At 69.5% G+C, this 14072-nt stretch carries 14 protein-coding genes and 1 pseudogene; 6 read left to right on the forward strand and 9 right to left on the reverse strand.

The features are described 5' to 3' along the window. Positions 1 to 2: 2 nt before the first annotated feature. On the forward strand, positions 3 to 539 hold the full coding sequence (locus ACZ56L_RS04770; protein ID WP_471061520.1) for a hypothetical protein: 537 nt from the start codon (positions 3 to 5) through the stop codon (positions 537 to 539). A 165-nt stretch (positions 540 to 704) separates the two neighbouring features. On the opposite strand, the gene ACZ56L_RS04775 is transcribed toward ACZ56L_RS04770, so the two are convergent. Next, entirely contained in the window at positions 705 to 2063 is a 1359-nt protein-coding gene (locus ACZ56L_RS04775) for an aldehyde dehydrogenase family protein (RefSeq protein WP_345218967.1), read from the reverse strand. Positions 2064 to 2115: 52 nt separating this feature from the next. Here ACZ56L_RS04775 and ACZ56L_RS04780 point away from each other — a divergent pair, with 52 nt between their 5' ends. Further along, complete coding sequence (locus ACZ56L_RS04780) at positions 2116 to 2976, forward strand: TetR/AcrR family transcriptional regulator (protein ID WP_471061523.1); 861 nt, start codon at positions 2116 to 2118, stop codon at positions 2974 to 2976. A gap of 458 nt (positions 2977 to 3434) precedes the next feature. Here ACZ56L_RS04780 and ACZ56L_RS04785 read toward each other — a convergent pair whose 3' ends face one another. Then, on the reverse strand, positions 3435 to 3659 hold the full coding sequence (locus tag ACZ56L_RS04785; protein WP_401759676.1) for a cold-shock protein: 225 nt from the start codon (positions 3657 to 3659) through the stop codon (positions 3435 to 3437). Positions 3660 to 3928: 269 nt separating this feature from the next. Between ACZ56L_RS04785 and ACZ56L_RS04790 the strand changes: the two genes are divergently transcribed. After that, the gene (locus ACZ56L_RS04790) at positions 3929 to 4234 is read left to right on the forward strand and encodes a hypothetical protein (RefSeq protein ID WP_471061722.1); all 306 of its coding nucleotides are present in this window, start codon (positions 3929 to 3931) and stop codon (positions 4232 to 4234) included. A gap of 55 nt (positions 4235 to 4289) precedes the next feature. On the opposite strand, the pseudogene ACZ56L_RS04795 reads toward ACZ56L_RS04790, so the two are convergent. The 3 genes and pseudogenes from ACZ56L_RS04795 to ACZ56L_RS04805 all read right to left on the reverse strand — a co-directional run. Beyond that, positions 4290 to 4385 (reverse strand): annotated as a pseudogene (locus ACZ56L_RS04795) (IS5/IS1182 family transposase); the annotation flags it as partial. 312 nt (positions 4386 to 4697) lie between these two features. Next, on the reverse strand, positions 4698 to 5582 hold the full coding sequence (locus ACZ56L_RS04800; protein WP_471061713.1) for a LysR family transcriptional regulator: 885 nt from the start codon (positions 5580 to 5582) through the stop codon (positions 4698 to 4700). Positions 5583 to 6078: 496 nt separating this feature from the next. Further along, entirely contained in the window at positions 6079 to 6828 is a 750-nt protein-coding gene (locus ACZ56L_RS04805) for an SDR family oxidoreductase (RefSeq protein ID WP_468684906.1), read from the reverse strand. A gap of 298 nt (positions 6829 to 7126) precedes the next feature. Between ACZ56L_RS04805 and ACZ56L_RS04810 the strand changes: the two genes are divergently transcribed. Next, the gene (locus ACZ56L_RS04810; protein ID WP_471061527.1) at positions 7127 to 8170 is read left to right on the forward strand and encodes a polyprenyl synthetase family protein; all 1044 of its coding nucleotides are present in this window, start codon (positions 7127 to 7129) and stop codon (positions 8168 to 8170) included. Here ACZ56L_RS04810 and ACZ56L_RS04815 read toward each other — a convergent pair. From ACZ56L_RS04815 to ACZ56L_RS04830, 4 genes are all read right to left on the reverse strand, one after another. Continuing rightward, positions 8154 to 9869 carry a hydroxysqualene dehydroxylase gene (locus ACZ56L_RS04815; protein WP_468684911.1) on the reverse strand — a complete coding sequence of 572 codons (1716 nt, stop codon included), beginning with the start codon at positions 9867 to 9869 and terminating at the stop codon, positions 8154 to 8156. The genes ACZ56L_RS04810 and ACZ56L_RS04815 overlap by 17 nt on opposite strands. Positions 9870 to 10291: 422 nt before the next feature. Continuing rightward, positions 10292 to 10936 carry a hypothetical protein gene (locus ACZ56L_RS04820; protein ID WP_471061716.1) on the reverse strand — a complete coding sequence of 215 codons (645 nt, stop codon included), beginning with the start codon at positions 10934 to 10936 and terminating at the stop codon, positions 10292 to 10294. A 28-nt stretch (positions 10937 to 10964) separates the two neighbouring features. Beyond that, positions 10965 to 11276: a histone-like protein gene (locus ACZ56L_RS04825; protein WP_471061532.1), complete on the reverse strand. Its 312-nt coding sequence runs from the start codon at positions 11274 to 11276 to the stop codon at positions 10965 to 10967. Next, on the reverse strand, positions 11273 to 11608 hold the full coding sequence (locus ACZ56L_RS04830) for a hypothetical protein (protein ID WP_471061535.1): 336 nt from the start codon (positions 11606 to 11608) through the stop codon (positions 11273 to 11275). Before ACZ56L_RS04830 ends, ACZ56L_RS04825 begins: the two co-directional genes overlap by 4 nt. A gap of 102 nt (positions 11609 to 11710) precedes the next feature. Between ACZ56L_RS04830 and ACZ56L_RS04835 the strand changes: the two genes are divergently transcribed. After that, positions 11711 to 12163: a hypothetical protein gene (locus ACZ56L_RS04835; RefSeq protein ID WP_471061538.1), complete on the forward strand. Its 453-nt coding sequence runs from the start codon at positions 11711 to 11713 to the stop codon at positions 12161 to 12163. Positions 12164 to 12427: 264 nt separating this feature from the next. Then, positions 12428 to 12886 carry a hypothetical protein gene (locus ACZ56L_RS04840; RefSeq protein ID WP_471061541.1) on the forward strand — a complete coding sequence of 153 codons (459 nt, stop codon included), beginning with the start codon at positions 12428 to 12430 and terminating at the stop codon, positions 12884 to 12886. The last annotated feature ends 1186 nt before the right edge of the window (positions 12887 to 14072 follow it).

A 14072-nucleotide genomic window follows, 5' to 3' on the forward strand; every position in this document is an offset into this window, starting at 1 on the left:
GCATGAGCAGAATCCTGGCGCACTACCGGGAAACGGCGGCGGAGGAAGCGGCGTCCCTGGACGAAAGCACTGGCACCCCGCTCGGCGCCACCGGTCTCGACCCGGCCAACGGATTCCTCACCGAGATGTTCCTGCAGGAGTACCGGCCACCGGAGACACGCCGACAGGTCCTTCTGTCAGCCGTCAACGCCTTTATCGAGGACAACCCTTCCTCGAACCTCACCCCAGGGGCCATTGCGGCCCGGATCAGGCGACGCCGGCTGGAGCGGTGCCCTCAGGACCTCGTGGCACCGGGCCTGAGTGTTCTGCCGGTGTACGCCGTCGGGGTGCGCTGGGGCCTGACGAGCGCCGCCGGGTTCAGCCGGGCGTTCCGGGCTTCGTACGGCATGGCTCCGGGGAGTACCGAAGCCTGGCGCTGCCGCACCGAGCCTTGCCCGTACCGACCACCGCACGCAATGACGACAACCCCAGCGCACCACGGCAACGACAGGACGCCTCCGAGGCCCGAGCGTGATGCGTGGCACGCCGGGAGGGACTGAAGCGGTCCCCGTGATCTGGGCCGCGAGGTGATCGCTGAGAAACGGCCTCAGTGCCTGGACGGCACGATCGGGACCGGAAAGGTTCCGGACCAGGGCGAGCAGGCCTGAGCCGCACCGGCGCGGCGCAGGTGCGGCTCTCGGTCGTGTCGGCCTGCGTCCCGCCCGTCAGCCGGTCGTGGCAGGCAGGGGCTTGTCCAGTACGGCCTTGCTGTGGCTGAAGGTGTCGATCGAGTACTCGCCGTGGTAACGGCCCATTCCGCTCTCGCCCACGCCGCCGAAGGGGAGTTCCGGAGCGGTCAGGTGCGCGACCGGGATGCCGAAGGTGAGCGCACCTGACGAGGTCTCGGTCAGCAGCCGCTGCTTCGTGGTCGGCGAGTCGGTGAACGCGTACAGCGCGAGCGGCTTGTCCCGCCCGTTGATGAACGCCAGCGCCGCGTCCAGGTCGGGGACCTGCACGACAGGCAGCACCGGGCCGAAGATCTCCTCCCGCATCACCGGGGAGTCACCCCGGACGTCGGCGAGCACGGTGGGAGCGAGGTAGCGCGTCGCACGGTCATGGATGCCGCCGATCACCGTGCGTCCGCTGTCCAGGAGTCCGGTGAGCCGGTCGAAGTGACGTTCGTTGACGATCCGTCCGTACTCGGTGCGGGCGGCGGGGTCCGTCCCGTACAACTCGGTGACGGCTGCGGCGAGGTGGGGTTCCAGGGCGCGGGCGGTGTCACCGACGGCCAGCACGTAGTCGGGGGCGACGCAGGTCTGACCCGCGTTGAGGAACTTGCCCGAAACGATCCGCCGGGCGGCCGCCGCGAGGTCGACTCCCTCGTCCACGAGTGCCGGGCTCTTGCCGCCGAGTTCCAGTGTGACCGGGGTCAGGTGCTTGGCGGCGGCGGTCATGACGATGCGGCCCACCGTGCCGTTGCCGGTGTAGAAGATGTGGTCGAAGCGCTGCTCCAGGAGGGCGGTGGTCTCGGGGACCGCGCCTTCCACTACGGCGACCGCGTCGCGGTCGAGGTGACGGGGCAGCAGCCGTGCGATCTCGGCGGAGGTCGCGGGCGCCAGCTCGCTGGGCTTGACGACCACGCAGTTGCCTGCGGCCAACGCGCCGACCACCGGTGCCAGGGCCAGCTGGAGCGGGTAGTTCCAGGGCGCGATGACCAGGACGACACCGAGCGGCTCCCGTACGACGCTGCCCTCGGCGGGCAGCAGCCGCTCGGGCAGGGCTGCGGGCCGCGGGGCGAGCCAGGCGTCGAGGTGGGCGAGGGTGTGGTCGATCTCGTTCACGGTGAAACCGACCTCGGTGCGGTACGCCTCCTCGGGGCCCTTGCCGAGGTCGGCGTGGAGCGCGGCCAGGAGTGCGTCGCTGTTCTCGGTGAGGAGGGTGCGCAGTGCTTCGAGCTGGTTGCGTCGCCAGGCGACCGGCTTGGTGCGGCCGGTCGCGAAGACGGAACGCAGCCCGTCGACGAGCCGGGGCGCGTCCAGGGGGGCGGTTCCGTGGGCGGTGGTGGTGTCGCTGTGGGGGGTCATGGATTCCAGCTTATACGAAACGAAAAGCTTTCGTTTCGTATATCATGACGGTGTGACAATCCACTCCGATGCCGATCGCGACCCCCGTCACGGCGACGCCGCGCCGTCCGCGCAGTCCGAACCGTCGGGGCCGTCCGGACAGCAGGCCGATCGCGGCCCCGGGCGAGCAGGCCGCCCGAGGCACGCGACCCCTCTTCATCCCACCGGACCCGTCGACCTCACCGAACCTCTTGAATCCTGCGCCCCCGCCAGGCCGACCGGGACCCCCGGAGCCGTCCGTGGTCGACCCCGGGACGCCGCTCTCGACCGCGCGCTGCTCGAAGCCACGCTGGAGGTCCTGTACGAGAAGGGCTACGGCGGCCTGACCACGTCAGCCGTCGCCAAACGCGCCGGAGTCTCCACTGCCACCCTCTACCGCCGCTGGAAGTCCAAGGACGACCTCGTCGTGGGAACCGCCGTCCGCTGGGCCCACGACCTCGGCCCGGGCGAGGACACCGGCACCCTGTCCGGCGATCTCACCGCCCTCCTCACCGACAAGGCCCGCACCCTGGACGGACCGGGCGGCAGGCTCCTGCACGTCCTGATCGGCGAGTCCGCGCACAACCGAGCCCTGGCCCGGGTCCTGGACGACGCCGTCGTCCAGCCCGTCAGGGACCGGGCCGATGCACTGATCGAGCGGGCTGTCAACCGTGCCGAAATATCACCCGTGGCCGATCCGCACGTCCTGGCGGACCTCGTGGTCGGCGCCATGGTCAGCCGGGTCTTCCTCACCCCGCGCCCGCGTCCCGCCGAGACGTGTGCCCCCGAGGCTCCCGCCCGCGCGGGTGAAGCCATGATCGCTGAACTGCTTCCCTTCCTGCTGCGCGCCCTGGGAGCTCCCGACCACCGGCCCGCTCATGGCACAGGGACGTAAGCTCTTCACGCCCCGTCCCGAGGCCTCCCCGCCGGCCGGCCGAGATGCGGTGTGGTTCTTCGAGGCAGAGCACGCATCATGCTGTCGGAGCCATCCCGTACGTTCATGGCGGAGGCCTGCGACGGCCTGCGGGCCGGGCCGTCGACAGCTCCCTTGGGGATCGTCGGCGGCATTGTGGCGTTGGCTGCCCCGGCCCCGCTGTCCGCTGCGGATGCGGTTCCCCGTGCGGCGGTCGCGCCGCAGCGAGGGCAAGGCCCACGTCCAGTACGTCCTGACCGCCATCGCGGTCAGCCTCGAATGCATCGACCTCCGCCTGCCACCGGCGCCGACCAAGCGGCCCCGAAGTCCGACAGCCCTCCAGAGCTTCCTCGACTGGCAGCACATCCCGCGGCCCCGGTCCTGGCGCGTCGCCACCCACCCGCAGGCCGAGCTGATCATTTTCAAGGTGACGCAGGAGGTCAGGCCGACAGAGGCACGATGCTCACCGCTCGGTAGTCGTAACCGTCTTGTTTGAAGCCGGGGGCTTCCCACGTGAGGTTTACCTGCTGCCCGAGCGACAAAGCGCGGAAGCCGGTCATCTGGATGTCGGAGTAGTGGCCGAAACAGCCGCCGGGAGTCTCAGGCGAGTCGAGCACCCCCCACCCCTCTTCGTCGCTCCACCATCGGACAGTCGCCATCACCATGACCAGAACCCTACGAGTCCTGAGGACACCGAGCACTGGAGAACGGGACTTCTTAAGATCCCCGACAGCGTTAGGCACTGACACTTGTTCACCGTTCCTTTCTCGGCCGCCCGTTGCAGCGGGCCGAGAGTGCCCGCCCAGGACATCGGCCGACAAACGGACCCAGCGCTCCAGATCCTTTGGCGCCATTCCGGCAGTGAGAGCTGCTGCGGTCTCCCGTACGGCCTGATCGATCAGCGAGGCGGCATGGCCGGCGCGTCGAGGACCCGGTGGCGGAGACGCACCCCCGCTTCCCCCGCGAAGGCCTCGCCGCGCGCTACGCGGACCATCCGGACGGCAAGTACCGACGGCTGGCTGTCCGGGACCCGGCCGCCACGCCCACGCTGATCGAACGGCTCAGCCATGACCCCGCGGTCTGGACACGCCAGGCGGCGGCCGGCGACCCGCGCCTGCCGCTCCACCGGCTCCGCGAGGCGCTTCATGTCCCTGAACTGGCCTCCAGCGCGGGTGCCAACCCTGCGCTCCCCGAGAACGAGATGGCCGCTGTCCTGAACCGGGCCGACGTTCCCGCCTGACCGCCGAGCAGAACCGCCCGGCCCTGCGCCGTCCCCTACGGCTCGTACGGCGGTCGTACACAATCGCCGCGAACAATGTCTCATCAGGCGTGTCCTGCGTCCCACCACCCTGCGGCCGCACCTTCGACGGCGGGATGAGAGGCCTCGCCATCTCCCACAACCCGTCCGGAACAACCAACTCCACTCCTGCAAGAGGAACTGCCGTCGCCCGCGGCTGGCTCCACCAAGCTCTGCCCGCCGTTCCGGTGCTTGCCGAGGTGCCCGCCGGACCGGGAGCGCGGGCGCAGGGCCCGTGTCCACGCGGAGCGTCACCGAGATGGCGGAGGGTTGAAGGTGCAGAGGAGTGTGGGCGGTTGGCGGCAGCGGGATTTGGCAGGTGCGGGGCCTGGCGGGACTTCGTGGTCCTCTCGGTCTGAATCTTCCGTGAGCGTGTGGTCAGCCCAATTGTTCCGAGGACCTGGTACTACGCGGGGAACCCGCTCACGTGGGTGAGGAAGGTGGTGCGGCTGGGGCAGGTGACGTGGGGGAGGTAGAGCGCGTGGAGTGGCGCGTAAAGGGAGGGTTCAAGGTGGAGGACGCACGCTTTGCCGCCTGCTGCGGGACCCGGTGGTGTGGTGACGAAGGCGAGGTGGCGGGTGCCGATGACGGCAGTGGCGGGCGGTGTGCCTTGGCGGGTGGTGCGCTCGGTGTTCGGTTCGAAGCCGGCGTTGCGGCAGTGGTCGATGAGGAGGTCGGTGTAGCCGGAGTGGCCGGGTGCGCCCCAGACCAGGAAGGATTCGCCGGCTAGTTCGGACAGTGCCACGGAGGTACGGGCGGCCAGGGGGTGGTCGGAGGCGACGGCGATGTGCAGGCGCTGGTGGCCAAGGGTGGTGCGGGTCAGACCGTGAGCCGGCGTGATGCCGCGGCACAGGCCGATGTCGAGGTCGCCGGCGAGGAGGGCGTCGGTGAGCTCGGAGGGGTAGCGCTGGTGGATCTCGGGGGTGATGTCGGGGTGGGCGTCGGTCACTGGTGCGAGCAGGGTGACGAGTTCGTCGCCGGTGACGGCGGGGGTGTGGCCGATGCGGAGCGTCTGGATCTCGCCGCGTCCGATGTGGCGGGCGCGATGCAGGGCAGCGCGGGTCATACCGATGAGGACGCGGGCGTCCTCGAGCAGCGCCGCTCCGGCGGGCAGCACGGTGACACCGGTGCTGCCGCGCTCCAGCAGCGGCACCCCGACTTCACGTTCGAGGACCTGGATGGAGGTGGACAGGGCCTGCTGGGACAGGTGGAGGCGGGCGGCGGCGCGGGTGAGGCTGCCTTCCTCGGCGACGGCGATCAGATGGTCGAGTTTGTTCAGGTCCAGTCGCACCTCAACGCCTCTCGGCTCGATGATGGGGGTGGGGTCGCTGGCCGTCATGGGGGCCATGGTGGCCGGAGTCGTCAAGGACCGCTCCAGGTCTGTGCCAGGTGCGGTCGGCGCGGCGAAGAGGGAGGCGCAGGGTCCCGGTGTCCCTCGCCCGGGTCCCGCCCGCAGCAACGGTCGATCATCACGTCTTCCGTCTTGCACGCATGGGGGTGTCACCGGTCGGCACCGTACTGCCCGCCGGACCGGGACGCCGCAGACAGAACGGCAGCCGCATCGGTGCGCGCTGATCGCGATCGAGGATCTGGAGGACATCGGTGTTCGTGCTGTACGCCTCCCCGGGAACCACCGGCATGGCCCGCCCACCGGCCGCCGTGAACCGGGCCGGAGGACGGGCCATGCCGTCTGTGCGGTCAGCAGTACCACCTGGTGCTGCACGCAGGGCGGGGCCGGACCGTGCCGGGAGCCCGCCGCCGGTGCACCCTCTGCGTGACCATAAGGGTCAGCGGGTGGTGTAGCCGCCGTTGGGGAACATCGTCTGACCGGTGAACCACCATCCTTCGGTGGCCAGGAACCTGATGATCGGGACGATGTCCTCGATGCGGGTGAGCTGGTTGCCCATGGCCTGCGACTTGTGGAACTCCACCCGCTCGGGAGTCTCCTGCGGGTAGAAGAAGGGCGTGTCCATGGGCCCCGGAGCCACCGTGTTCACGGAGATCCCGCGGTCCGCGAACTCCTTGGCCGCCGCCCGGGTGAAGTGCTCCAGCGGCGCCTTGCCGCCGGCGTAGGTGGAGTAGCCGTCGGTGAAGGCCGCCAACAGCGACGTGCCAAGACTGATGATCCTGCCGTGGTCGTTCAGTCGGCGCCCGGCCTCCTGGATGAAGAAGTACGCCGCCTTCGCGTTGATGCCGAACATGCGGTCGTACTCTTCCTCGGTGGTCTCCAGGATCGGCTTGCGCAGCACCATCCCGGTGGTGTTGACCGCGATGTCGGCGCCGCCGTAGGTGTCCACCGCCGTGTCGAAGAGCCGCCGCACGTCGGCGACCTTCGTCAGGTCCCCCTGGACGGAGACGGCCTGTCCTCCGGCCTCCTGGATGGCCTTCACCGTCTGCTCGGCGTCGCTCTCGGAGGTGTGATAGTGCACCACCACCTTCGCCCCGGCCTCCGCGAACGTCCTGCTGATCAGGCCGCCCAGGTTCTTCTCGCCACCGCCGATGACGGCGACCTTGCCCTGCAGCGTGTTCTCAGTCATGCTCCGCACTCCTCAGTCCTTGCCGGCGATCGACTTGATCACGTACCAGGGACGAGCCTAGGTGGACATTCCGGGCATTGGGTAACAGAAGTTTCGGGTCGCTCCACAAGCATCATCGATACCCACTGGCCCACCGCCCCGAATACGGTGGTCTGCGCCATGACGGCGAAGGCCTCCGCCGCTCCGACGGCACCTTGCTGCCGCCCGGCGGTATCGCCGCCCGCACCCCGCACTGCTCCGGGAACATGAACGCCACGACGTGTACCGGAGGGGGCGAGGCGGCCGAACGGGGAGGCGCATGGTTTCGTGTGGAGCTGACGAGGGGGGTTTGACGGTGGGCGCGGTCGATGAGGTGCTGCGGAGCGCGGGCGATGCTTGCGAGGGGCAGCTGCGGCGGTGGGTGGGGTCGCTTCAGGGGCCCGCTGCGGAGGTGGCTGCCTATCAGTTCGGCTGGTCGAGGGAGGGCGCACGGCATGGCGGCAAGTACGTTCGTGCTGCCCTGACTCTGGCGTGTGCGCGTGCGGTGGGAGGTGTGGACCGGCGGGCGGTGCCGGCGGCCGCGGCGGTGGAGATGGTGCACAACCTGTCACTTCTCTACGACGACGTCCTGGACGGTGACACGGTGCGGCGCCACCGTGCGGCCGCGTGGCAGGTTTTCGGTCCGTCGTCCGCGGCCCGGTCCGCGGACGCGATGATGCTGACCGCGTTCGACGTGTTGTCGCAGACGGACGGGCCGGACGAGATGGATGGCCCGGTGGCTCGTGAGGCGTCGGCCGCACTGGTGGACGTGCTGATCCAACTGGCGGTCGGCGAGAGCCTGGACCTGGTCTTCGAAGGCCGGAGCGAGGTGACCCTGGCGGAGTGTCTGGAGATGGTCTCGGGCAAGACCGCCTCGCTGTTCGCCTGCGCTTGCCGCCTGGGTGCCCTCTACGGAGGCGCCGACCGGTCCGTCTGCGCCCAGTGGGCGGAGGCCGGACACGACCTCGGCATGGCCTTCCAGCTCGTGGACGACCTGCTCGGTGTCTGGGGCGACCCCGCGGTGACCGGAAAGCCCGTCTTCAACGACCTGAAGAACCGCAAGATGTCGGTGCCCGTGGTGGCCGCGCTGACCTCCCGGACCCCGGCCGGCGACGAACTCGCCCGCCTCTACTCGCAGCCCGGCGGCGACACTGCCGACCTCGCCCGCCTGGTCGAGGAGGCGGGAGGCAGGCGCTGGACCAGCGACCGCGCCGCCCAGCATGCGACAGCCGCACGCGACCGGCTGCACCGCCTCACCACCGTGCCCTCAGCTCTCGAAGACCTCGAAGCGCTGTGCACCGCCGTGATCAGACGCGTCCACTGACCGCCCAGGGAGGCGGCCCGTCCATGAGGTGAGCGCGCCCCTGCGCGAACAGCTCGGCGTCCACCTCCTTGAGCCTGCGCAGTTCCCCGGGCTGGTGCAGGGCGTGCACGGCCGCGGGCCCCCCGGTGTCGCCGGCCGTCTCCAGCAGGGCGTTCACGGCGAGGCGGGCGGCCTGGTTCGCGCCTTCCATCGTCGCCAGGTTCACCGGCGAGCGCACGTAGTCCCCGGCCATGAACAGATTCGCCGCCGCCGTCACCGCCCGCGGGCGCGCCGCCCACGAACCCGTGGTGTTGATCAGTAGCGGTTCATCGTTCACGGCCCGCCCCGGCCCGTCCAGATTCCGCACCGCCGGATCCAGCTCCCACGAGTGCAGCAACCCCTCGTGCAGCCGCATCCGGCCAGCACCGTTGAGCCCGTCGCACAGCTGCGCCCAGACCTCGGCCGCGATCTGCGCCCGGCTGCACTCACGGGCCGGCTTGCCGTACAGGATGCCCGGAGTGTCCCAGGAGGAGATGTCCACCGACAGGCAGTCGGCCACCGTTCCGTCGCCATAGGTGGCCGCGAAGTCGCCGTCCCAGAACTGGGCCTGGCTGATCGAGGTGAGCGCCCAGGGCGAGTCCAGGAACAGGACATGGCCGTGGGTGACCGGCACCGGCTGCGTCAGGTAGAACTGCATGCCGACCATCCAGTCCGTGTGCAGACCCGTCGTGCTCTTCAGCTCGGCGTCGGCCTCCGCCAGTCCGCGGTCCAGCAGCGCGCCGATGCGATGGACCGGCAAGGCGCAGACGTACCAGTCAGCCTCCAGCTCCCGCCGCCGGCCGGCCGGACCGCGCAGGCTGACCCCGGTGACACGGCGACCGCTCACGGCCAGCCGCTCGACACCCCACCCGAGATCCAGCCGCACCCCCAGGGACGCCAGATGACGGATCCACGGGTCGATCCAGGCTGTGCTGGTGGGCCCGTTGAGCACCCGGTCCGCCGGCTGCAGTTCCTCACCCCGGCCGAGGAACCCGAAACTGAAAGCCTCCAGGAACCCACCGACCGTATGCGCACTGCAGACCTCGGCCCGTGCCGCGACCACCGTGCGGGTCGCCCCCACCACGCACGCCTTGACGTACTCCTCGGAGGCACCGTCGGCCGCGGCGAACTCCCACCAGGAGGTCGACTCCCACTGGCCCAGCCGCCGCTCGTCACTGCTCGTCATGTAGACGAGCATCCGGTTCGCGAAGTACAGCAGTTCCTCGCTCGTCAACCCCCTGCCGCCCGTCTCCAGCCCGACCGCACGCAGGAACTCCATCGGAGTGCGCGTACTCGCTGCCGCGGACACATCCGTGACCCGCTCACCCACCCGGCCCGAGCGTGCGGAGAGCATCTGTGTCGCCTCCCGCAGATTCCCCGCCACCCCTGCGGTGTTTCCGTCGACAGGGATACGGCGCAGAGTGTCCGGCAGGCTCCGGTAGAACCCGGGGAAGAACCGGAACCCGTGCTCACTGGGCAGATCCAGCCGCCCGCCGCGACCGGTCCCCGCCACCCACGCACTGCGAGCCTTGCCACCCCACCCGGCGGGCTCCACCACCGTCACTTCGAAGCCGCGCTCCGCCAGCTCCATCGCCGCCGTCAGCCCCGCCACGCCACCACCCAGCACCGCGACCCGCAAGCCCCGCCCCACCGACATCACCACCTCCACTACCGGGGCCACCAGCGAAGCCCCCTCCACCCAGTCACGACGAGTAGATCATCGATCCGCCTTGCGTCGTGGATGAGTCCCCGGGTCCTGCCGGCTCAGCGACGCCGGGCTTGCTCCGTCTCCGCTGATGACGATTCGGCAGTGAAGGCCGTGACCGGGGTTGCGGACACCAAAGGGGGCCGGCGACCGCAACGTCCTCGCTCAGGAACGGCGGCAGCGTGCGGCGGCGGAATTGCCCGTGGCCTGCAAAGCCGCAGACCTTCGACCTCGACGCCCGAACGCCTGCCCTCGTTGCGTCCTCGACGCTCGCGGTTCGAGAGCTGGGCTCCTCGCGTACGGCACACGGAACCCGATCCGGCTGGGCAGGGTTGGCGGCAGTCGAACGGAAGAGCTGCACTGTGACAGTGCACCGCGTATCTGTCGGCTCTCCACGGTCAGCTGGTCGACAGCGCGGACCAAGTGATCGACGTCGGTCCACAGCTAGGACGGCTCCTCTGCGTCCTCGGCCCGGAACTCCGCGCGTTCGACAACCTGTTGGTGCCGACGGAGCCCGGAGTCCGGCATCTGTCCGAGCGCCCTGACCTGCGCGCAGAACCGCTCAGGCGGGACAGAAGCCACCGTCCCGTAGCGCCGCAGGCCGAGCAGGGCCCCAGCCACAGCTCCCCGCGGTCGGGAACCGCGCACGCGCGCCGCCCGGCTTCCGCAGAGTTACTGCGTGGCCTGTTCCACATCTGCTGGCCCGGCGGCAGGCCCAGCAGACGCAGTGCCAGGTACGCGAGAACCGTCGGGTACAGCGACGGTGCGACCTGCGCATCCAGGCCGCATCCGCCTCCCGGCATCGCGGTACGGGGATGCCGCAAGACGGCCCGCCGCAAAACCTCATCCACCGGCCGTCCCACCACCGGCCGGACGATGACGCACAGGGACAGGGCCGTGGTGCTCCCCACGATCTCCCCCTCCCAGGCACCGTCTGGACGCCCGGGACTGACGAGGCTTCCGCAAGCACGACGGCAGGCCGCGCGGATCTCGGTGGCCTCAACTGACGCGCCCAGCCGGGGCGGGGAAGCCGCACACGGCATCACGGGTACCACTTCCTCCCGAGGGTCATCAGCGTGGCGCCCCGTACTTGGCGATCGCGTTGCTGACCTCCCGGTCGGCAAGCCGACGCAGTTCGCCGGTCAGCATCACCTGGACAGCCGCGCGGACATCTTCAGCGTGGATGACGTTGCTGCTGATCCTTGCGCAGATGACGTCGGCGGCGTCCATCAGTTGTTCGATGAGAAGGGTGAGCAGGTCGGCGAGGACACTCTTGGCCGACGCGCTGACAGTGACGGATCCATCCGGGCTGAGCGCGCTCATCATTCGGACGACGGCGCCCTCAAGGGCACCGTCCGAAGTGCTCGCCACGGGCTGCTTCACAGGCCGAGGCTCGGCCCGGGCAGCCGGTGCCCTCTCGAGCACCAGACGGACAGCAAGCGGCGCAAGTCGTTGTCCGCTCGGATCGCGTCTTCCACCTGGCGAGGCTGGATCTCCTTGTCACCCGCCTCGCCGGCGTCCGCCTCCAGCCGGAGGTCATAAGCGCCATCCAAGATCTCCAACATCACGTAAATCAGCCCCGCAGCCACCGCCGAGGCCGCCTTGGGATCGAGTTGCTTCTTCGTGTGAACGACGAACAGCTCCTCCGAAAGGATTGCTACAGGCTGCTCCTTATGCGCAGCCGGATCCGACTTTCCGCCCTTTTTCTGACTCATTGGCACTCCTCGCGCGTGGCTGTTCGCGCTCTTGCTGACGGTCGCCACCAATTCGGCGACGCTTGCTGTCCCATCGTCGTCGTCTCCTCGGCATAAGGTGAATTGCCCGCGGACTTCAACGCGCTCGCCGACGATCTGCCGGAGTCGCAGCGCTCCCTCCTGCTGGCGTACTCCAGCTTCGTCACCCCCGCGGCGATGTCCGCTCTCAAGGAGCAGCTCTCGGCACCTCGCAGCGACGTCGGTGCACGGTTTGAGTCCCTCCCCGCAGACACGCCCGATGACGTGCGGCGGCAGCTCGCTGTGCGCCTCGCGCCGAAAGCCCGCAACCAGCAGAAGGACCACCCATTCCTGGGTGACCTGGAAGCGTCCTCCCGGCGGGAAGGGGCGATCACTCAGTCGGTTGTCGTGCAGGCGCTGGCCGAGTTCTACAACGAGACTCAGCTCGACGTCCTGCGACGCGTGCACGAACTGCTTTCGCAGGACGACACCGCCGGGGAACGAACACCGCTTGACCATGCCCCTAGGGCATGGTGCGCAATGGGGCCGTCAGCGTGACCGGCTGACTCCATGCGAGATCGAAGACCAGGAGATCCATGCGTACACCCCGAAGGCTGCGGGCCGCAGCTGCCGCCGCCGTCGTGCCCCCGATGTTGCTCGGCGCCTGCGAGCCGGGAGCAGAGGCGATGGCCAGCGCCGCCTGGTGCGCTCGACAGGTTCAAACCGTTCCGCGAAGTCAGACGACTTGATGATCGCGAACGGGTAGCCAGTGGCCCGTCATCGAACTCGTATCACCATCCCCCAGTATGAGGACTCACAGCCATGAAACTTGCTCTCCGCACCACGCTGGCCGCTGCATTGGCGGCCGCAGCCCTCGCAGTAGCCGTCCCCCCAGCCGTCGCCGTCCCCTCAGCCGCCGCTGCCCCCTCTGCTGTCGCCGCCCCCGCCGGGGATCCGACGCCGCGTTGTTACGGCGTTCCCAAGTCCGCCGCCGCACCCGCGCCTCGCGTGGCGGCGAACCCGTCCACGGTCTCCGCCGCGAGGTACAACAAGGCCCGGAGCATCCTGGCAAAAGCCGGCAGCTACAACGCGGCCAAGTCCCATGTCGCCCACGGCGTTCGTGCCGTACCGGTCTGGTACGGCATCCAAATCCTGTCCTGCTCGCGGGACGAGTTCCGCAGCGAAGACCGTAACGTTCCGATCAAGCGGTCGGGCATGTCGTTGTACCACTGGGAGGCCGTCCACGACGCGGCGCGGGTGATGGGTATCACCCGCTGGTGACATGACTGACGGCGTTCCCGCCTGACCGTGTCGTGGCCGGTGCGCCGTCAGCCAGCTGTCCACGTGCACGCTCGCAGGCAGGCCGACTGCCTGCGAGCGTGCACGTGATCAGTCGTACGTGTCGTCCACTCCATCCGGCCGAAGCAGATAGCGCCCCTCCTCCAGCGTTGCGGCGACCCGATGCGGGCCCGCGTCCTGTGCGAGACCCTCGACCTGCCGACTCTCCCGAAGGACACCGAGGGAATCCGAGTGCTGTGACCGGGGTCGCATTGTCGGTGCTGTGCGGAGTGTGCTTTCTGGGCGACCGGCCCTCCTTGTCGGCGTGGGTGGGAAACTGCATGTCCGTGCCCGCGCTGTGGTTCGTTGCCGGCGGTGGTGTCCGTGCACGCCCCGGTAACGTCCGGGGGACAGGCGGCCGTCGACGGTCTGACCGCCAGTGTGGGCATGGCGGTCCAGTAACAGACGTTCCCACTTGTCACCACGTTCTCGAGCAAACGACAGGGGGAGAAAGCGCGATGGAGCCCACCGCTTGAGAGTGGACGGCATCGACGGGCGTGGGGCCGCCCGACCGCCTGGCGCGTTTCTCCTTGACCTCAGCTCAGGTCAAGGAGAAACGCGCCGCCTCAGCCCGGGCCCACTCCACTTCATCGCACCGCGTGGAGGCGCTCCGCACCGGATCGGTGCGTTCCACCGCATCGGTGCACATCGGGCGTAGGCCACATGCTGGATTTCCCTCCTGGTGATCACCGCCACGCCGCTTGGACATGCGCCGAGGGGCCGCAGCCGGTCAGTCCTGCTGCGAAAAGAGTTTGAGCAGGCGTTCCCGCTGCCGGGCGCCGAGCCCTCCACGCGGCGGCGTTCGGAGGTGCTGAGGTCGCTCAAGAGCTGGCCAGCGCGAACCTTGCCGAGACGGGGCAGGGGTCAACAACCTGCGGATGTACGTCTTGGCAACAACTACCTCAGCGGGCTGTCGGGCCGCGCGCTGGTCACCGGTGATCGCGGACGTGTGGCTGGCCGCGGTGGCCGGCATGCCCGTGCCGGAGGAGAACACCGGTGTTCGAGATGGACGTTGTTTCCGAACTTGACCGCTGACGCAGAGCTTGACCGCTGGCGCGGAGGCAGGCGGACGCGGGACCGAATGCCCGGACGGACCGGCCCGCCCCCGCACACCGGGCGGGCCGACGGG

The sequence above is a fragment of the Streptomyces sp. NPDC039736 genome (assembly GCF_055596485.1).

What these genes read in the sequence shown, in the direction of transcription:
- ACZ56L_RS04770 (WP_471061520.1), top strand. Translation starts at nt 3, where the DNA reads ATGAGCAGAATCCTGGCGCACTACCGGGAAACGGCGGCGGAGGAAGCG.
- ACZ56L_RS04775 (WP_345218967.1), bottom strand. Translation starts at nt 2,063, where the DNA reads ATGACCCCCCACAGCGACACCACCACCGCCCACGGAACCGCCCCCCTG.
- ACZ56L_RS04785 (WP_401759676.1), bottom strand. Translation starts at nt 3,659, where the DNA reads ATGGTGATGGCGACTGTCCGATGGTGGAGCGACGAAGAGGGGTGGGGG.
- ACZ56L_RS04805 (WP_468684906.1), bottom strand. Translation starts at nt 6,828, where the DNA reads ATGACTGAGAACACGCTGCAGGGCAAGGTCGCCGTCATCGGCGGTGGC.
- ACZ56L_RS04810 (WP_471061527.1), top strand. Translation starts at nt 7,127, where the DNA reads ATGGTTTCGTGTGGAGCTGACGAGGGGGGTTTGACGGTGGGCGCGGTC.
- ACZ56L_RS04820 (WP_471061716.1), bottom strand. Translation starts at nt 10,936, where the DNA reads ATGCCGTGTGCGGCTTCCCCGCCCCGGCTGGGCGCGTCAGTTGAGGCC.
- ACZ56L_RS04830 (WP_471061535.1), bottom strand. Translation starts at nt 11,608, where the DNA reads ATGAGTCAGAAAAAGGGCGGAAAGTCGGATCCGGCTGCGCATAAGGAG.
- ACZ56L_RS04840 (WP_471061541.1), top strand. Translation starts at nt 12,428, where the DNA reads ATGAAACTTGCTCTCCGCACCACGCTGGCCGCTGCATTGGCGGCCGCA.